This window comes from Corynebacterium jeddahense (assembly GCF_028609865.1).
Lineage (GTDB): Bacteria > Actinomycetota > Actinomycetes > Mycobacteriales > Mycobacteriaceae > Corynebacterium > Corynebacterium jeddahense.
In genome coordinates this window covers 1,192,626-1,210,445 of record NZ_CP063194.1, presented here as the reverse complement: position 1 = coordinate 1,210,445, position 17,820 = coordinate 1,192,626, and the positions used below count along the sequence as shown (strand labels likewise).

The following is a 17,820-nucleotide window of genomic DNA, read 5'->3' as shown; positions in this document are numbered from 1 at the left end:
CCCGCCCACCCAGATGTCGCGGCCGTCGTCGATAAGCAGATTATGCTTCGACGAACCCCTCGCCGATGCGCCACTGGCGCTTCGTGCCCAGCGCGACGGTTGCGTCCGGGTCCTCCACGTCGGAGACGCGGTAGTACAGCATGTCCACGTAGTCGTAGTGGATGCTGGCGATGCCGTAGCCGTGCGCGTCGAAGTCGATGTGGCTCACCCACGGGTTGTAGTCCCGGATGGTCTTCTCCACCAGCAATGAGGTGGAGTTGTCCTCCTTGTGGTACGCACCAAACGTGGTGGTCAAGATCTCATCAACATTCGGAGCCGAGATCGAGGTGGTCACCATCTCGCAGCCGATCTCGCCGAAGCCGGATGGCGAGACGATCGAGTTCGCCCACTCCGAGTGGATATCGCCGGTGAGAAACAGCGCGTTGGACTCCTGCTCGTCCAACATGGTCAGCAGGCGGTCGCGTTCCGCGGCGTAGCCGTCCCACTGGTCCGAGTTCACCGCGATGCCCGTCGCGCGCTCCTGCATGTACCCGGTCGCGATGTTCGCCTTCTTGTTGTTCTGGATGGTGACGAAACGCATCGGCGAAATCATCACCGAGTTGCCCAGCACGTCCCAGCGCGCGTCCGACTGCTGCAGCTGCTCCGCCACCCACTTGAACTGAGCTTCGCCCAGCATCGTGCGGCTGTCCTCGCCGAAGCGGTCGCCCGTCGTTTCCTCGTCGCGGAAGGAGCGCAGATCCATCATCGTCAGCTGCGCCAGTTTTCCGAACGTGAAGCTGCGGTAAAGGACCTGCTCCTCGGTTTGCGCCCGCACAGGCAACCACTCGAAGTACGCCTGGACCGCCGCCGCGAGACGTTCGGGCCACTCGCCCTCGACGCGGCCGTCGGTGTGGTTCTCGGCGCCTTCCATCCAGCTGTTGTTCGCGGTCTCGTGATCGTCCCACACCACGATCCACGGGCATGCCGCGTGCGCGGCCTGCAGGTTCAAGTCCGTGCGGTAACGGCCGTAGCGCTGGCGGTAATCCTCAAGTGTGGTGATCTCCCACTCGGGGTGGTGCATACGAGCAACACCGCTCTTGCCGGCGTACTCACCGGTCGGATACTCGTAGATGTAATCGCCCAGGAATACGACATGATCGATCTCGCCAGCGCGGGCGCGCTTCGCCATATCACCGTAGGCGCTAAAGAACCCGGATTCCCAGTTCGCACATGAGGCGATCGCGAGGTTGAGGTGGTCGAGTTCTGTATCGGCAGCAGGCGCGGTCAACGTGCGGCCAACGGGAGAGGTCGATCCGGAAAACTGCCCTTTCTTCACGATGAAGCGGTAGAAATACTCAGTCCCTGCAGCGAGGCCATCCGGGTCGACGTGAACAGTGTGATCGGATGCTGCCGTAGCCGTGATGGTGCCAGTACGGGGGTTCGAGAAGTTTTCGGAGGTATCGATCTGCCATTCCAACTCGACATCTTCGCCCAGTCCCGATCCGGGCAACGCGTCGCGTGATGGGGTGACGCGCGTCCACAGCACCACACGGTCCGGCAGCGGATCACCGGAAGCCACACCGTGCAGGAAGGGCAGAGCCCACTGATCAGCCGGCGTGGGATCCTCCGGCGTAGACACAGTTCCGCGACGGGCGGCGTACGCACCACCTGCGCCAATCGCCGTAGCCGCGACAGCTGCGGCGGCGGACTGCAGGAACACGCGACGGTTCAGACGGTGATTGGCGCTGGGATTCACATTAGAATTCACACCGGAATTCACATGGCGGTTTGAGCTCATGGGGCTCACTTTCAACCAGGTCACAGGCTTGCGCAAGAAGGTCAGCTGCATGTTGCTTAAAATTCACTTTGAATTCACTGAGGTGTCGCCCCGCTTGTAACCGGCTGTTAACTCCTGGGCATTTAAGTACGAGGGCATGACCCTTTTGCGTTCTCCCCAAAACCCACCACTTCGCCGCGGCGCGCTTGCCACCGCCGTCGCGATTACCCTTCTCACCTCCTCCGCCACCGCGGTTTCCGCCAACGCCCAAGAGACCATCAACACCAGGATCAGCCGCATCGTTCTCGGTGTCGGCTCCGACGCCACCGAGGCGAACCTCGCATGGCAGTCGAAGAGATCAGGTGCACAGTACGTCCAGTACTGGCCTGCAAACGACCCGGACAGTGTCACTGAGATTGAATCCACGCCTGGCCCGTACAACGCGGCGTTTTTCTACCCGCACCAGGCCACAATGACGGGGCTGCAACCAGAGACGCAGTACATCTACCGCGTAGGAAACGACCGCCGCGGGTGGAGCGAGAAACGCACATTCACCACCGGCGCCGACTCGGATACGTGGAACTTCCTTGCTATGGCAGATGTGCAGATCGGCGTCGACACCAAGATCCGTGAGCAGGCTGCGGCCTGGAACAAGGCGGTCAACGTCGCGACCGGTGAACACCCAGAATCGGCCTTCATCATGCTCTTGGGTGACCAGATTGAGGGCTGGGGCGCACCTGTGGCTCAGCTCGAGGCCTTCACCGCACCGGAGAAACTTCAGCAGTACCGCCTCGCCGTAATGAAGGGCAACCACGAAACCTACGCGCCGGATTCCCACTTCCGCGACACGTACTTCCTGCCGAACGAGGTTGGCTCGTCTGCGAACTACTTCTTCAATTACAACAACGTGCTGTTCATCGGCCTTGACGGGAACCGTTCGAGCAGCGAGGACATCAACTCCCACGCGAAGTTTGTCAACGACACGATTGCAAACAGCGGCGCGGAGGCAGACTGGGTTGTCGTTGGTATCCACCAGGCTCCGTTCTCCCAGGGCAAGCACTACACCGACAGTGACGTCGTTCGCCTGCGCAACGAGCTCACGCCGAAGCTCTCCGAAGCTGGCGTGGACCTCGTCCTCAGCGGCCACGACCACATCTACACCCGCACCCACCTGATGAACGGTTTCAACCCCGTCATCCCGGAGGGTGCGTCGAAGTCCGGCGACGTGCTGATCCCGGAAGACGGCGAAGTCCTCTACGTCACCTCCACCACCGCGACCGGCGGCAAGTACTACGACTTCCAGGACAAATACGGTGACACTCACCCGAACATCCGCGAGGAGCGCGCACGCGATCTGGCTCACGACTCAACCGCCCGCTGGCGCCAAGACTACAACCCGGATTACACCAACATCGAGGTCTCCCCAACTGAGCTGAAGCTGACGACCTACAACATCAACACCCCGTACGTGGTGGACCAGGTCACGCTGAAGAAGAAGGACGTTCCGGAGGAGACTCCTACCGCGAACCCCACCACTGAGCAGCCAACCACTGAGCAGCCAACCACTGGGCAGCCAACTTCTGGGCAGCCAACCTCCGAGCAAACCTCGACGGCGGCTGAGCCCACCACTGAGCCGTCGGGCAGCACCGTCACCGCAACAGCCACCGAAACAGCCACCGCAACAGCTACCGAAACAGCTACTGCAACGCAGACCACGACGGCGACGCAACCGCCCAAGACGGAGGTTCTCACCACCACCGTCACCTCCGAGAAGCTGGTCACCACGACCAAGACTTCCGTGGGAACCGCCACCGTCACGCAGACGTCGACGCAGACGACTCCGGTGACCCAGGTGGTCGAGCAGACGAAGACTGTGCCCACCACCGTGAAGGAGACAGTCGTTCAGACCGAAACGGTGAAGGTGCCTACCACGATTACAAAGGCTCAGGCAACGGAGGTGGTGACCACGACCCGGACCTCGGTGGGAAGCGCAACCGTCACCGAGACGGCGACGCTGACCTCGCCGGTAACGAAGGTGGTTGAGACGACTAAGACGGTGCCTACCACCGCAACGGAAACCATCGTTGAAACCAAGCTGGTGCCGACGACCCTCACCGGTGCCGCCGACCCGAAGACTCAGGTTGTGACCACGACCCTGACGTCTAACGGCACCACCACGGTGGTTGAGAAGACGACCACCATAAAGGCAACGGATAGCTCCCTGAGCACTGTCACCAAGACGGTGTCCCAGGAGCCGGCCCCTGCAACCACGGCGAAGCCTTCCGGCCAGACCGACGGCGACGTTGAGCAGACCTCCAGCGGCAGCAGCGCCTCCAGCATCATCGCGATTGTGCTGGGCCTTCTGGCTGCACTCCTAGCGGGGATCATCGCAGTGATCTTCGACATGTACCCGCAGCTGGTGGAAGACTTCCGCGAGCGCTACAACATCTAGCGCCCAGCTCAGGAAATTCGCACACCCTGCCCCGGTCTCGGGCGGGGTGTGCGTTTTTTGCGTCACCCACATTCGTGCGATTGTGCAGGGGGTGGCGCTGCACATGGCTACGACGTAGGGAACCCGGCCGCAAGCGTTCCCCTGGCGCTCCCCTCCCGCGCTCCAACCCCATCGGGAGTTTCCAGCGAAACGGTCGTAGCGAAACGCCCGAAACCCGGGATTCGCTACAACCGTTTCGCTGGATTTGCATCCCAAGGGCCTGGGACGTGGCTTGATCTGGCGGACACGGACGGGCTACGTCTGATCGATCGCGTCGAGTTCCCCAGCCGGCCACACCACGTTCTTCGCCAACGGGATCTGGTGGGAGGCACTTTCCAAAATGTGCATGAGGTATCCGGCGGCGTTGGGGATGGCCACGATGTCGCCCGGTGCAATACCGTTGGGGAAGCGGATTCTCCGCCTCAGGATGATTTCGTCCTCGATGCAGTACGCGCCAACTAGAAACGCTTCCACGGCGTCGCCAGTGGGGGTGCGCTTCACCAAGATTGGGTCAGTGAGGTAGTCGTCGGAGGTGGTCCTGCACTGCGTGCGGTTCATCTCCAACCCGACAAGCGGAAGCCCGTCTGAACGGGTCTTTACAAACGCAACCCGGGCGAGGATGACCCCGCAGCCGTCGAGAAGCGAGCGCCCCGGCTCAAGGTGCAGCCGCAGGCCACGCTCCCGCATGGCATCTGCAACGCCGTCTGCGAGTACCTCCTCTAGCCACTTCCCTCGGGTGGGTTCCTGCCAGTACGGGTAGGTGTTGTGCAACGGGTCGGCTTTCCAGGTGAACGGCTCCGCGTATCCTGCGCGTTGCAGGTCGATCGCGTCCTGGTATGCGCGCCACTGCGACTCGTGTTCGAGGTAGCGCATGGGCACCCCGCCCCCGATGTCGATAAAGGTGGGGGTGTGGCCGGCGGCCGTGAGGGCGTCGATAAGCATCATGCATTCGCGCAGCGCAGCTGAGCGGTCCGCGGCTGCATAGCCGTGGAGGTGCGCGTGCACGCCAACGATGCGGACCGCCTCCGCAGGTGCGGCGAGGTGCTCCGCCCAGGCGTGGAGCCGCTCCCCGAAACGGGTCGGGGGCATGGTGTCCGGGTCCGGAGCGAGCCGAGGTGCGACGAGCGCCTGGGTGCCGCTAGCTTCAGCCAACGCTTTGATGCGGTCGTACTCGGCACGGTTGTCGGCGGAGATGACCACACCGTTTTCGATCGCCAGCTGCAGCAACCGGTCAGGCTTGATCGCGGCGGACAGGATGATCCGCTCCCCCGGCACCCCACGACCGAGCACCTGCCGTAGCTCGTTTTCGCTGGCCACATCGACGCCGTTTCCGGTATCGCGAGCGGTGCCGGCGAAGATTAGCGCCTTGTTCGCCTTGCGGGCGTAGAAGACTTTCGTCTCCACTCCAGCTCGCTCGCCGGCGGAAACCAGCTCATCGATGTTCGCCTGCATCGGCTCCGGGTTGAGCACGTTGACCGGGCTGCCGTATCGCTCCAACAAGGCGTTGCACGCGTCAGCATCGTCGAGCAGCGCGTCAGACCACGCGAACCGTTTGGGTTCAAGCGGAGGCAGGCCGTGGACGCGAACGGGGTCGGTCAGCGCCGCAGCGCTCACCCTGTCCGCCCAGCGTTCAATGACGTCGTGGTCAGTACGCTTCAACGTGTCGTGGCCGAGAATCAACCCCTCGTTCATGCGGCCCGCCGCGGCGATGTGGCGCTGGCCCACGAGGGTCCCATCGCGCCCCACGTGCAGCGCGTTAGTGTCGCCGTAGCGCACACCCACGCCTTGCTCCACGAGGTCCCCTACCAGCGTGCCCTCGACGACACCTGGGGGTGCCAAGACCGCATCGATGATCACGGTGGCGCCGATTTCCCGGGCAAGCTCGCCGAGGTCCTCGCTGCCGCGCGCCATGAGGTCGGTGCGGACGCGGCCGGCGTCGATGAGGTTAAGCAGCATTTCCGCGGAGTCCACGGGCGGGCCAAAGGCCACGCGCTCCATGGTGCGGGTGAAGGCGTAGAAATCGGCGCCGCCAAGGGTGTCGCGGCCGCCGAATGAGGCACGCTCAATCAGCGCATCGTAGGTGTCCCTGAACGCAGCTGCCACAGCCAGCGCTGGTGTCCACGGTCGCTCCCCGCGCGCAGCAGTAAGGGATGTTCGCAGCTCTGTGACGGGGTCACCGCTAAAGTCCTCGCCGCGCAGCACCGCGCGAATATCGTCCTCGGTCCCCTCCCCGCCTGCTTCAGCGAGAATGGCCGCGGCGCAGTCAGCGAGGATCACTCTCAGTTCGTCTAAGCCCTTGCAGGCCAGGATCGCGCGAGACGCAGCGTCCACCCGAGGCTTGACTGCCGCCGATTGGGTGGCATCGAGGTACGCCTTGACCTCCATGAACCGTCCCGTACGCGTGACTGGATAAAACACTTTTGCGCGCGCGACCTTGACCACGTCGATGAACGTCAACGCGGCCCCCCGAACGAGCGCCACGTCTTCGCCCGTGACGGCATCGAGGTTTGATGCCGGATATACCGGCGCAACCACCCGCACGTCACCGAAGTCGGCGTGCGCGAGAGAGCCTGGCCAATCGTGCGCGTGGCCGGTGGCGATGAGCACCTCAGCGAAACGCTCGCCGTCCACAACCACCCCTTCCCCATCCGGTGCCACCGACTCCACCCGCTGGACCCGGAACTCGAAAGAGCACCCTGGGGGCAGATGCGCCTCCAGCGCGCGCCAGGAGGATTCGAGGTGCGCGCCGACGACCCGTCGGCTTGGGAAGTCCCCATCAAACCGGTTCCCGGGATCAAGCTCGCCGAGCTGGGTCCGAACAATGCGCTTCGGCGCGTTCAGAACCCACTCCTTCGGCACCGAGGCCCCGAACGCCCCCGGCGCCGAAACCTCCTCAAGCGCCACGTCGCTGAATACCACGAGCTCGATCGACGCACCCCGCTGGCGCGCCCGCTCCATCAACGCCTCGGCGGCCCACAAGCCGCGCGGGCCTGCGCCTACAACGGCCACTCGCACGTTTCCACCTCCACACCGAGCTGCTCGCTCACCCAATCATCGTTGTACACAGTGTCAAGGTAGGCGCGCCCGTCGTCGTGGAAGACCCCGACGATCTCGTCCGCAGCCCCCTCGCTCACAAGCTTCTCGACGGCCCAGGCCACCGCCCCGCCCGAAGCCCCCGGCACAAACCCGGTCGACCTCGCAAGTGCGCGAGCGGCGTCCACGGCATCGAATGCCTCGACCCGGATCACCCGGTCCGGCTCGACCTCCTTCGAAAGCTCCGTCACCACCCCCGCGCCGTAGCCGGGAAGGATGCGCTCACCCCTCGCGCCTTCGAAGAGGACTGACCCCTCCGCATCCACGGCCGCCACCTTGGTGGCGTACCCGTGCTCACGCACGTGTCTGAGGCACCCTCCGATGGTGCCAGTAGTACTCACCGCCACTACAACCATCTCGGGCGCGTGGCCGAGCTGCTGCACGATCTCCGCCATGGTGCCGTAATCGTGCGCGTCGAAGGCCGCCCGGTTTGAGTATTGGTCCAGGTTGACCGCGCCGAGTTCCTCTTTGAGCTGCGCGACCAGGTTGCGGCGGGCGGTGAGCCAGTCCCCGGTCTCCGGGTCCGGTTCGGTGACGGGGTGGAGGACGGCGCCCAAGGCGCGCATCATGGCCAAGGTAGCTGCATTGGTCCGCGGGTCCACCACACAGTGGAACTCCCAGCCTCCGATGACGGCCTCGCGCGCCAGGGCGATGCCGAGGTTTCCGCTGCTCGACTCCACTGCGACCGCACCGGGGTGAAGCAGCCCCTTCGCGGTGGCATCTGCAACCAATGCGCGGGCCGTGCGGTCTTTCGCGCTTCCGCCGGGGTTGAAGGACTCGAGCTTGCCCCACACACGTGCGTCGGGCGCGAATCCCGCTCTGAAGTCGACGAGCGGCGTGTGCCCGATTGCGCTCATGAGCCCTTGTGGGCTGTCAGGTTGGCCGGTGAAATCCATGCGTCCCACCCTATGCGTTAGAGGCTCTCGAGCTCGTCGACCCGCCTCCCCAGCTCCTCCACCAGCGGATTGCCGGGCAGGCGCTCGGCCGCCACCGTGTAAATCGAGCGGTACCACCACTGCTGGCGCTCCTTGCCGGAGTTGAAGCGGCCCCAAAGTTCGTCCCCCAGCTCTGTGTGGTCCGCGAGAATGGACAGCAAGTTATGCAGCTTGTCGGCGGCGGAGACCATCACGGAGCCGTCATCCGCCTGGCGCAAGTGGGCGAGGTACGCATCAGCGCGGTCCTGCCAGCTTGTCAGCGTGTCGTCCTTGGTCACCCCGAGGACGAGCTGTACCACGCGCTCGCCGAAATCCTGCGCCATTTGCTCACGCGAGTACTCCTCGGGCACGTCCTCGAGGATGTCGTGGAACAGCGCCGCAATCTGCACGTCCTCGTCGTCGGTGACCTGGGAGACGAGGTGCATCACGCCAAACACGTGCGAGACGTAGGGGATGTCCGTGCCCTTGCGGGTGTGGTTGCGGTGCGCCCACGCCGCGACGTTGATGGCGCGGATGAGACGGGGAGACGCGCCCGTGAGGGCGAAGTTATCTGCCATAGGAGGGTCCTTTCGGTCGGGAACGATCTCAGGATACGACCCGCCTCGGACACAACGAGGAGTCTATCGCATACTTGTGCTAATCGACGGCAAGTTTGCCACGCGCCCGCACCTCAACCGCACCACCCACCCACAGCGCATCCCCGTCGTCGACGATCTGGACCCGGCCATCTCGGCCCAAGGCCATCCCCTGCGCGACGGTGTAGCGGGCGGGCACGTCCCCGCGGGCCCGTAACCACTGAGCCATCGCGCCGTTCGCGCTGCCCGTCACCGGGTCCTCAAACGTCGGGGTGAACGCGCGCAGTTCGTAGGCCGGATCATTCCCGCCGGTCAGCGCCGCGAACGCGACCTTGAGCCCAGGCACCCGTGGATGCGTCAGACCGCGGAGCGTGTCCACGCTGTCGAGGAGCCCGAGTTTCCAGCCGGGGCCGTTGTCACCGAAGGCTGCGTCGATAAGCTGCTGCTCTTGGAGCGCGAACGCCTGAACGATCTCGCCGAGGTCGTCGCCTGGGAGGGGGCCGCTGCGACGCAGGGGCGGTGTAGCGAACGCGAGCGAGCCGTCGTGCACACGCACCTCAACCTCTCCTACCCCGCATTCCTGGACGACGCACCCTGGCTTCTTGGGTTGGCCCCCGAGTTCCAGCCACGCTTTGGCCGAGCCGAGGGTCGGGTGGCCCGCGAACGCAAACTCCTCTGTCGGGGTGAAGATGCGGACACGGTAATCTGCCGCGGGGCTTTCCGGCGTGAGCAAGAAGGTCGTTTCCGAAAAGTTCGTCCACGACGCGATGGACTGCATCTGCTCGGTGGTCAGCGCGTCTGCGCCTGCGACTACGGCAAGCGGGTTACCGGTGAATGGACTGGTGGCGAAAACGTCGAGTTCAAAGAAGTCGAGGGAAGTCACCGAGCCGAGGGTACCAATGCGAAATCCCCCGACCCGTTATCCGGATCGAGGGATCTGCGTTGTACCCCGTACGGGATTTGAACCCGTGTTACCGCCGTGAGAGGGCGACGTCCTAGGCCGCTAGACGAACGGGGCGCGTTCGCTTTCGTTTTGCGACTTGGTAACAATAAAGGACGCGCCGCGGAGAACACAAATCCGCAGCTGGTAAGCGAAAACCCTCAATAGAGCGTGTTGCGGATCTGCGCCCGCAGGCGCTCGGCCCGGGCGATGGAATGCAGCTGCAGCTCGGTATCGGGCGCCGTTTCCAGCTGGGTGATCGCTCCCTCGATGTCACGCACCATCTGATTCAAGGCCCCGCTGTTGCTGTAGAACGTCTCCTCGAACTTTGTCCCCACACCTCGTGTGCGCACCACCTGGTCGACGTCGATCAGGAGTGTGCGCAGATCGCTCGCGCTTTCTGCTGCAAGCGCCGCCACCTGCTGCTGCGCCTCCTCGATGGCACGCCGGTGGGCAGTGTGGTCGCGCGCTTGGAGCAGAAGCTTTCCCGCGTAAAACACACCCGCAATCGCGACAGCTACGGCGAGGAGTTTCAGCGCGAACCCGACTAGCCACAAAATGACTCCGAGCAACAGCATCACCGCAACGAGAATGCCGCATCCGGCCCCGCTGTCGTTTTGCTTAGCCATCGAACGCCCCCAAGAGAGCATCGCCGGCCCAGTACAGCGCCGCTGCCATGACGAACGCTCCGATGAGCACCGCTGCTGCGATAGCCACGACCTCACCTGTCGATCGGTGGGCGTTCTGCGACCAGGATTTCAGATCCTCATTCAGGCGCATCACGTCCGATTCGAAGGACGTGAGGTCATCCGGGGTGAAGATCGCGCTTCGCTGGGCACGCAGGCGCGTGAGCTGACCTGAAAGGTCCGGCTGCACCGGGCGCGCTAGCGCGTTGGAGATTGGGTTGTCCACACCGATCAATGTATCCGAGGTCAGTGCTGACGGCTCGACCCCGATGACCCCTTCCCTCCAACAGGTTGGGGGGCTTCCGACGGCTTGAGGTCCACCACCACCGGGGTGTCGCGGGTAAAGGGCTTCACGTCCAGCGCTGGCCCGATCACGTCCCAACTCTTGCGCATGGAAAGTTCGAACAGCCCCCAGCTGTGCGTGCCTTCGACTTGCCCGTACCACTCAACGTCGACCCCGGCTTCACGCGCCTTCTCGACGAAATAGGTGGAACAGGCGTAGGACGCAGCTTCAATGGCGACGGGCGGGCCGATGCGCTCGGAGGACGTTGCCGTTGCGTCGATTGCTCCGGGCACCCCTTCCGCCGCGGAAACGAACAACGCGATGTCCTTGAAGTCGTCCAGGTGGAGCACGGGTGAGTGCGCGACCCATGCAGGGTCTCCGAAGCGGCCCCACATCTTCACCTTGTCCGCGCCGTTCATCTTCAAACCTTCAGACACGTAGATGTTGCCCAGGAAACCAGACGTCGCCGGACAGCCCGAGTAAGACGCGGCGGCTCGGAAGCGGGCGGGTTCGAGGGATGCGATGTGTAGAGCCGGCCCGCCCGAAAGCGAGATCCCGCCGATGGCGTCGCGCCCGTTGCCGTAGAAGTGTGCGTCCATGAGCGGTGGAAGTTCTTTGGTGAAGTAGGTCAGCCACTTGTTGCGGCCAGTTTCTTTGTCGTCCTCGTACCAGTCCGCTTGCATGGATGACACCGATCCGATGGGGGTGACCACGTTGACCAGCTTGTCCTGGAAGAACTCCTGGTGCTTCGAGGAGTTTCGCCAGGACCAGCCGTTGGCGGCACCATCTGCTCCCATTAGGAGATAGAACGTGGGTCGCCGCTCAGCGTTCCCTGGCCCACCGGGGAGGATCACCTCGTTTTTCACCTCCCGCCTCATGGCGTGGGAGTACACCACGACTTCGTACATGTCGTGCTCGATGTGTGTGACGCTCTTCAGCGTCGCTGGCTTGGCGTCGGCATCCGGAAACGTCTCATCCACGTTGCCTGCGCGGGAGCTCAGCGGTGATTCCGAGCTTCCCGTGGCCTCGTACATCGAGCTCCCGAAGATGCCTCCGCCAAGGATTGCGAGGAACAGCGCGGGCACTGCGAGCAGCGGTGTGGAGGACATGAGGCTTGATGCCGCCCACGGCACGCTGGATGAGTCGAGGACGCTCGACCCGGTCCGGCTGGGAAACCCAGTGAAGATAGACGACAGTGGGTTAAACGAGGACGCCGACGAGAGGACAGATGACAGGCTCCAGGTCATGGGAATAACCTACCCACGCAAATCGGCGCCGCGTTCCTTGGGTGGAACGCGGCGCCGCATTGGTACCCCGTACGGGATTTGAACCCGTGTTACCGCCGTGAGAGGGCGACGTCCTAGGCCGCTAGACGAACGGGGCATTGGGACAGCAAAACTTGTTTTACTAGCTTTGCAGCTGGCCTACCAGGACTCGAACCTAGAATGACGGTACCAGAAACCGTAGTGTTGCCAATTACACCATAGGCCATCGTTTTCCAGCTCTTACCTGCGGAAACACCCTGCATTTCCTACCGGCTCGGTCTGAACAACGTGGATTACTATAACCACGAAGCGTGGCGGGCTCCAAATCGCCTGCACATCCCCCGAAACGGCAGACATTGCGGGCGAGCAAACAACAGCGGTGTAACTCGCCCGCGTGCCCCAGCGCTACTCCGCCGCCTGGTACGGCGTCACCGCGCGGGCGGCGCGCAGGCGTGTCAGCGTGGACTCGCGGCCGAGCAGCTCCATGGACTCGAACAGCGGCGGGGACACCGCAGCACCGGTGGCGCCGACGCGCAGTGCGCCGAAGGCGACGCGTGGCTTGAGCCCCAGGTCGTCGATAAGTGCCTCGTTCAGTGCCGCCTCGATGTTCGCCGTCGTCCAGTCGGCCTCCCCGATCGCCTCGAGCGCCGCGATGCCCGCGTCGAGCGGTTCGATGGCGGTGTCCTTGAGGTTCTTCTTCGCGCTCTTCTCGTCCAGCACGAGGTCCTCATCCGCGGTGACCAGGAACTTGAGCAGGTCGTACGCCTCAGACAGTGTCTTGATGCGTGTCTGCACCAGGTCGGCGGCCACCTCGAACTTTTCCGCCGGGTAATCTGCCGGGAAGTCGGTGTACGCCGTGAGGTAGTCGCGCAGGCGATCGCGGAAGTCCTCCGGCGTAAGCAGGCGGATGTGGTCGGCGTTGATGGCCTCGAGCTTCTTCTGATCGAAGCGGGCGGGGTTGCCCAGCACGTCGGACACGTCGAAGGCCTCGACGAACTCTTCGACGGAGAAGATGTCCTTGTCCGCAGACAGCGACCAGCCCAAAAGCGCAAGGTAGTTGATCATGCCCTCGGGGATGATTCCGTTGTCGCGGTGGTTGAACAGGTTCGATTCCGGGTCGCGCTTGGACAACTTCTTGTTGCCCTGCCCCATCACGAACGGCAGGTGGCCAAACTCCGGCGTCCGCTCGGCGACACCAATGCGCTTGAGCGCCTCGTACAACGCCATCTGGCGCGGGGTGGAGGAAAGCAGGTCCTCGCCGCGCAGCACGTGGGTGATGCCCATGAGCGCGTCATCCACCGGGTTCACCAGCGTGTACAGCGGCGCACCGTTGGAGCGGGCCACCACGAAGTCCGGCTGCGTCTCGGATTTGAACGTGACCTCGCCGCGCACGAGGTCGTTCCAGGTCCAGTCTTGATCCGGCATGCGCAGGCGCCACACGGGCTTGCGCCCCTCTGCCTCGTACGCGTCGATCTGCTCCTGGGTCAGCTCTCGGTCGAAGTTGTCGTAGCCCAGCTGCGGGTCGCGGCCTGCCGCCTTGTGCCGTTCCGCGACCTCCTCGTTGGTGGAGTAGGCGGGGTACACCTCGCCCGCGTCGATAAGCTTCTGCAGCACTTCGGCGTAGATGTCGGAGCGCTGGGACTGGCGGTACGGCTCGTGCGGGCCGCCGACATTGATCCCCTCGTCCCAGCCCAGGCCGAGCCACTCGAGCGAATCGATGATCGCCTGGTAGCTCTCCTCCGAGTCGCGCGCGGCGTCGGTGTCCTCGATGCGGAAGACGAACGTGCCGCCGGAGTGGCGCGCCTGCGCCCAGTTGAACAAGGCGGTGCGCACCATGCCCACGTGCGGGGTTCCGGTTGGCGACGGGCAGAAGCGGACTCGCATATTCGAGGATTCAGTCATGGGGCAATGGTAGCGCGCGGGGCATCCTGCTTAGCGACGCCTCCGGCTCCCCCACCATGCCATGAAACGCCCGCCCCGCGCTTCCTTGTGGGAAGGGCGGGGCGGGCGAGAGCTCGTCGAGAAGCGGGGCGCTACTTCGGGTTGCGCATGAGGAAGGCCCACATCTCGTCGGCCGCGGACGGCTCGTACCACCAGAAGTGGTTGGAGCCGTGGACCTTGATCACCTCGACGCCTTTGAGGCAACCGCGGGCCGAGACGCGGGTGGCGTAGTTGCCCACCGGCGCCTGGTCAACGCCGCCGGCGCAGTGGTTGCGACGCTCGTAGGACTGGAACAGCTCCGGCACAGCCATGACGCGCACGCCGCGGCGGATGGTGCCGTTGTACGGGGTGAGCGTGTCGCCGGTGCCGTGCAGCGCCATAAACGCGATGGGCAGGTTCTGGCAGTTCATGTTCACCGGCTCGTAGTAGGCGCCGGAGACACCGGCGACGCCCGCGAACAGGTCAGCCATGTGGCACGCGGACACCGCGGCCATGCCGCCGCCGGTGGACATGCCCGTGGCGTAGATGCGGCGGCGGTCGATGTTGTAGTAGCGCTGCACGTCGTTGATCATGGCGCGGACGAACGCGATGTCCTGGCCCGGGCCGGTGGACGCGGTCGGCGAGCCCTCCCAGGAGGCGCCAATGGCGCGCGGGTAGACGATGATCGCGTCGCGGCCAACGGAGGACTCGCGCAGGCGCGAGTAGTTGCGGAAGTTCTCGGTCGAGTCCTCGAACGCGGAGTAGCCGACCATCACCGGCACCGGGTTCGCCGGGTTGTAGTTGCGCGGCACCCAGATGAGGTAGCTGCGGCCGGCGGCACGGACCTCACCGTTCGTGCCGTTCGCCACCGGCGCGGGGGCCTGCGGCGACCATGCGCGCGGCGCGACGGGGGCGGGAGCCGGCGCGGGAGCAGGAGCCTGTGGGACCGGGATCGGGTTCTTCGGCAGCGAGGACCCCGGCGGGAGCGACTCGTTGGCCATCTGCACGAACTTGTTCCACTCGGCGTTGGCCTGGTTCGCGGCGTCGGCCGCGGCCCGGTTCGCGTCGTTGATGGCGCTGTTGATTTGGCCGTTGATCTGGCCACTGATCTGGCCACTGATCTGGGATGACATGTCCTGGGCGGTCGCGTGCGCCGGCACGAGGGCGCTCGCCGCCACTAATACAGCGGCGAAGCCGCCCGCAAGAGCGTTACCAATTTTCACACAGGCAACAATAAACCCAGTGGTATACACCGGCAAGTGGACCGGCAGCGTGTCCCAAGCGCGTTGGCGATAAAGTGTTGCCCCATGTCATCGTCGCCCGAACCAGACTCCTCCCCGGATAGCAACCCGGATCCCGCTTCGCACTCCGGCCGCCCCGCGTCGGCGCCGGACTTCCTGCTCTCCCGCGGGGACGGCTCGGTGCGCACCCAGGGCGCGCGCGGCACGTTCACCGACGCTTGGGAGGCCGTCGAGGCGATCGAGCGCGGCGAGGTGGAGATGGTTGTCGGCGCACTCCCCTTCGACCAGCACTGCCCCGCCGCGCTCACCGTCCCCGAGCGCATCGTGCGCGAGCCGGGCCCGCTTGAGCCGCACCCCTACTACCGCGTCGGTGTAGGGTCGCGCCTGCACGCCTCGCTTGTCGACGTCGACCCGTCCCCCGCCGAGCATCTGCGCCGCGTTGAGGCCGCCGTCTCGACGATCCAGGGGTCGATCCTGGACAAAGTGGTCCTCGCGCGCGCCGTCGACATCGCTTTCGACCCGCCCGTCGACCCGCGCCTCGTCGCGGCCCGCCTCATCGACCTGTCCGCCACCCGCGACGGGTTCATCGCCGAGCTCACCCCCGCCGGCAGGCGCGGGCATTTCCTCGTCGGCTCCTCCCCCGAGGTGCTCGTGCGCCGCCGGGGCAACCGGGTCCGGTCCTTCCCGCTCGCCGGTTCGGCGCCGCGCTACCGGGACGACCCGGCGGCCGACCGCGCCGCGGCGGCCGGGCTGCAGGATTCGCAGAAGGATCTCGACGAACACCGCTTCGTCGTCGAGCACATCCGCGGCGTGCTCGCGCCGCTGTGCAACGAGCTGCGCATCCCCGAGCGCCCCGTCCTAGAGAAGACGAGCGAGATGTGGCACCTGGCCACGCCCATCGAGGGCGTGCTCAAAGACCCCGCCCCGACGGCGCTCGACCTCGCGCTGCGCCTCTACCCCACCCCCGCGGTGTGCGGCACCCCGCAGGCAGCAGCCGAGGCGCTCATCACCACCGCCGAGTCGGACCGCGGGTTCTACGCCGGGGCCGTCGGGTACACCGACGCCGCCGGCGACGGCGAGTACATGGTGGCCATCCGCTGCGCCGAGGTCAACGGCGACGGCACCCGCGCCCGCGCCTGGGCCGGCGGCGGGCTCACCGCCGACTCGGACCCGCAGGCGGAGCTTGACGAAACCACGGCGAAGCTGCGCACCATCATGCGCGCGCTGGGCTTGTAGCGGCGTTAGGCGCGCTCGACCGAGTTGCGCAGGGTGCCGATGCCGGGGATCTCCACCTCGATGGTGTCGCCCGGCACCATCTCCGCCGTGCCGGCCGGCGAACCGGTGGCGATGACGTCGCCCGGCAGCAGGGTGAACGACTGGGAGACCCACTCGACCATCTCTCCGACGGACTTGATCATCTGGTTCGAGTTCGAGTCCTGCTTCGTCTCCCGTACCCCGTCGTGGGTGTGGTGCGCCTTGATGGGCAGGTTGGCGAAGTCGAACTTCTCCAGGTCGGTCTCAATCCACGGGCCGAGCGGGCCGAACGTGTCCATGCCCTTCGCGCGGGCCCACTGGCCGTCCGCGAACTGCAGGTCGCGCGAGGAGACGTCGTTGATGATGGTCACGCCGCGGATGACTGACTTCCAGTCCTCAGCCTTGACGTTCTTGCACGGCACGCCGACGACGAGCGCGAGTTCGCCCTCGAACTCGACGCGGGTGGCAAACTCCGGGATCTTGATCGCCGCGTCCGGCCCGATCACCGCGGTGGACGGCTTGATAAAGATGGTCGGCGGCAGGTGCTCCGCCGACTTCTGGAACACCTCGGCGACGTGGTCCGCGTAGTTGCGGCCGACGGCGACGATCTTCGACGGCAGCGTCGGGGCGAGCAGGCGCACCTGCTCAAGCGGGTATTCCTTGCCCGTGTACTCGGGCTCCGTGAACGGCGTGCCGGCGATGACTTTCGCGGTGGCGCCCTCGTCGTCGATGACGGCGAACGTCATTCCTTCTGGGGTTGCAATTCGTCCAAAACGCATGTGACCGAGCATACAACCGCGGCCCCGCAGTGGCGCCTCGTCAGCTCGTGAGCGCGAGGTAGAGCTCGGCGCACGCAATCGCGTCTGTGAGCGCGTTGTGGTTGCCGTAGGCGGGCAGCCCGTAGCGCTGCCGTACCCGGGCCAGGCGCAGGTCCTCGCCGCGCGGGTACGTGCCCATGCGCTCCATGTGGCGCCGCTCGAGCGCGAAGGTGTCCACCACCTCGCTGCCGTGCAGCGCCCACGGCGTCCCCCGCACGTCCTTGTGCAGCGTGCCCAGGAAGCCCAGCTCCATCTGCGCGAAGTGCGCGAGCAGCTTGCGCCCTTCGAGCGCGGCGAGGAACGCGTCGAGGATGTCCGCGGGGTCGCGCCCCAGCCGGGCGACGTCGTCGTCCGTCACCCCGTGCAGCGTCGCGGACTCCCCGACCTGTGCCCCGGCGGCGACAAAGTACTCCGCGCCGGAGAGGTCGATCACTCGGCCATCGACCGGCACCCAGCCGACGGAGACGAGCTGCGCGCGCTCGGGCTTGAGGCCGGTCGTCTCGACGTCCACGGCGAGCAGGGCACCGTCGATAAGCGGGCGCTTCTTCGGGCCGAACAACACG

At 65.3% G+C, this 17,820-nt stretch carries 14 protein-coding genes and 3 tRNA genes; 2 read left to right on the top strand and 15 right to left on the bottom strand.

The annotated features are described in order from the left end of the window. Positions 1–40: 40 nt before the first annotated feature. A complete protein-coding gene (locus tag CJEDD_RS05945; protein WP_232297753.1) occupies positions 41–1,828 on the bottom strand; it encodes an alkaline phosphatase D family protein in 1,788 nt (595 codons plus the stop codon). An 85-nt stretch (positions 1,829–1,913) separates the two neighbouring features. Here CJEDD_RS05945 and CJEDD_RS05940 point away from each other — a divergent pair, with 85 nt between their 5' ends. After that, positions 1,914–4,208, top strand: coding sequence for a purple acid phosphatase family protein (locus tag CJEDD_RS05940; RefSeq protein ID WP_052333846.1), 2,295 nt, complete (start codon positions 1,914–1,916; stop codon positions 4,206–4,208). 294 nt (positions 4,209–4,502) lie between these two features. Here CJEDD_RS05940 and CJEDD_RS05935 read toward each other — a convergent pair whose 3' ends face one another. The 12 genes from CJEDD_RS05935 to CJEDD_RS05880 form a co-directional block, all read right to left on the bottom strand. Next, on the bottom strand, positions 4,503–7,205 hold the full coding sequence (locus tag CJEDD_RS05935) for an FAD/NAD(P)-binding protein (protein ID WP_042408925.1): 2,703 nt from the start codon (positions 7,203–7,205) through the stop codon (positions 4,503–4,505). A gap of 38 nt (positions 7,206–7,243) precedes the next feature. Then, positions 7,244–8,197, bottom strand: a complete 954-nt coding sequence (locus CJEDD_RS05930; protein ID WP_273657672.1) for a pyridoxal-phosphate dependent enzyme — start codon at positions 8,195–8,197, stop codon at positions 7,244–7,246. 56 nt (positions 8,198–8,253) lie between these two features. Then, positions 8,254–8,832, bottom strand: coding sequence for an HD domain-containing protein (locus CJEDD_RS05925; protein ID WP_042406665.1), 579 nt, complete (start codon positions 8,830–8,832; stop codon positions 8,254–8,256). A 79-nt stretch (positions 8,833–8,911) separates the two neighbouring features. Then, a complete protein-coding gene (locus CJEDD_RS05920) occupies positions 8,912–9,733 on the bottom strand; it encodes a PhzF family phenazine biosynthesis protein (protein ID WP_042406662.1) in 822 nt (273 codons plus the stop codon). Between the two features lie 62 nt (positions 9,734–9,795). Beyond that, positions 9,796–9,868, bottom strand: a tRNA-Glu gene (locus tag CJEDD_RS05915). An 83-nt stretch (positions 9,869–9,951) separates the two neighbouring features. Further along, on the bottom strand, positions 9,952–10,419 hold the full coding sequence (locus CJEDD_RS05910) for a hypothetical protein (protein ID WP_157034451.1): 468 nt from the start codon (positions 10,417–10,419) through the stop codon (positions 9,952–9,954). Then, the gene (locus CJEDD_RS05905) at positions 10,412–10,702 is read right to left on the bottom strand and encodes a hypothetical protein (protein WP_157034450.1); all 291 of its coding nucleotides are present in this window, start codon (positions 10,700–10,702) and stop codon (positions 10,412–10,414) included. Before CJEDD_RS05905 ends, CJEDD_RS05910 begins: the two co-directional genes overlap by 8 nt. A 20-nt stretch (positions 10,703–10,722) precedes the next feature. Next, complete coding sequence (locus CJEDD_RS05900) at positions 10,723–12,006, bottom strand: alpha/beta hydrolase (protein WP_074432509.1); 1,284 nt, start codon at positions 12,004–12,006, stop codon at positions 10,723–10,725. Positions 12,007–12,066: 60 nt separating this feature from the next. After that, positions 12,067–12,142, bottom strand: a tRNA-Glu gene (locus tag CJEDD_RS05895). A gap of 36 nt (positions 12,143–12,178) precedes the next feature. After that, positions 12,179–12,250: transfer RNA gene (locus CJEDD_RS05890), tRNA-Gln, on the bottom strand. A 179-nt stretch (positions 12,251–12,429) separates the two neighbouring features. After that, positions 12,430–13,926: a glutamate--tRNA ligase gene (gltX, locus tag CJEDD_RS05885; protein ID WP_042406651.1), complete on the bottom strand. Its 1,497-nt coding sequence runs from the start codon at positions 13,924–13,926 to the stop codon at positions 12,430–12,432. Positions 13,927–14,057: 131 nt separating this feature from the next. Continuing rightward, entirely contained in the window at positions 14,058–15,167 is a 1,110-nt protein-coding gene (locus tag CJEDD_RS05880) for a CE1 family esterase (protein ID WP_157034449.1), read from the bottom strand. An 84-nt stretch (positions 15,168–15,251) separates the two neighbouring features. Here CJEDD_RS05880 and CJEDD_RS05875 point away from each other — a divergent pair, with 84 nt between their 5' ends. Further along, a complete protein-coding gene (locus CJEDD_RS05875) occupies positions 15,252–16,421 on the top strand; it encodes an isochorismate synthase (RefSeq protein WP_081764516.1) in 1,170 nt (389 codons plus the stop codon). A gap of 5 nt (positions 16,422–16,426) precedes the next feature. Here the strand turns inward: CJEDD_RS05875 and CJEDD_RS05870 are convergent, their stop codons facing one another. Continuing rightward, positions 16,427–17,218: a fumarylacetoacetate hydrolase family protein gene (locus CJEDD_RS05870; RefSeq protein ID WP_042406681.1), complete on the bottom strand. Its 792-nt coding sequence runs from the start codon at positions 17,216–17,218 to the stop codon at positions 16,427–16,429. Between the two features lie 40 nt (positions 17,219–17,258). Continuing rightward, positions 17,259–17,819, bottom strand: coding sequence for an exonuclease domain-containing protein (locus CJEDD_RS05865; protein WP_415857852.1), 561 nt, complete (start codon positions 17,817–17,819; stop codon positions 17,259–17,261). Between the last annotated feature and the right edge of the window lies 1 nt (position 17,820).

Excerpts from the sequence above, each read along its gene's own strand:
- CJEDD_RS05875 (WP_081764516.1), top strand. The coding sequence starts at position 15,252 with ATGTCATCGTCGCCCGAACCAGACTCCTCCCCGGATAGCAACCCGGAT.
- CJEDD_RS05925 (WP_042406665.1), bottom strand. The coding sequence starts at position 8,832 with ATGGCAGATAACTTCGCCCTCACGGGCGCGTCTCCCCGTCTCATCCGC.
- CJEDD_RS05900 (WP_074432509.1), bottom strand. The coding sequence starts at position 12,006 with ATGACCTGGAGCCTGTCATCTGTCCTCTCGTCGGCGTCCTCGTTTAAC.
- CJEDD_RS05945 (WP_232297753.1), bottom strand. The coding sequence starts at position 1,828 with ATGCAGCTGACCTTCTTGCGCAAGCCTGTGACCTGGTTGAAAGTGAGC.
- CJEDD_RS05940 (WP_052333846.1), top strand. The coding sequence starts at position 1,914 with ATGACCCTTTTGCGTTCTCCCCAAAACCCACCACTTCGCCGCGGCGCG.
- CJEDD_RS05910 (WP_157034451.1), bottom strand. The coding sequence starts at position 10,419 with ATGGCTAAGCAAAACGACAGCGGGGCCGGATGCGGCATTCTCGTTGCG.
- CJEDD_RS05935 (WP_042408925.1), bottom strand. The coding sequence starts at position 7,205 with ATGGAGCGGGCGCGCCAGCGGGGTGCGTCGATCGAGCTCGTGGTATTC.
- gltX (WP_042406651.1), bottom strand. The coding sequence starts at position 13,926 with ATGACTGAATCCTCGAATATGCGAGTCCGCTTCTGCCCGTCGCCAACC.
- CJEDD_RS05930 (WP_273657672.1), bottom strand. The coding sequence starts at position 8,197 with ATGAGCGCAATCGGGCACACGCCGCTCGTCGACTTCAGAGCGGGATTC.
- CJEDD_RS05870 (WP_042406681.1), bottom strand. The coding sequence starts at position 17,218 with ATGCGTTTTGGACGAATTGCAACCCCAGAAGGAATGACGTTCGCCGTC.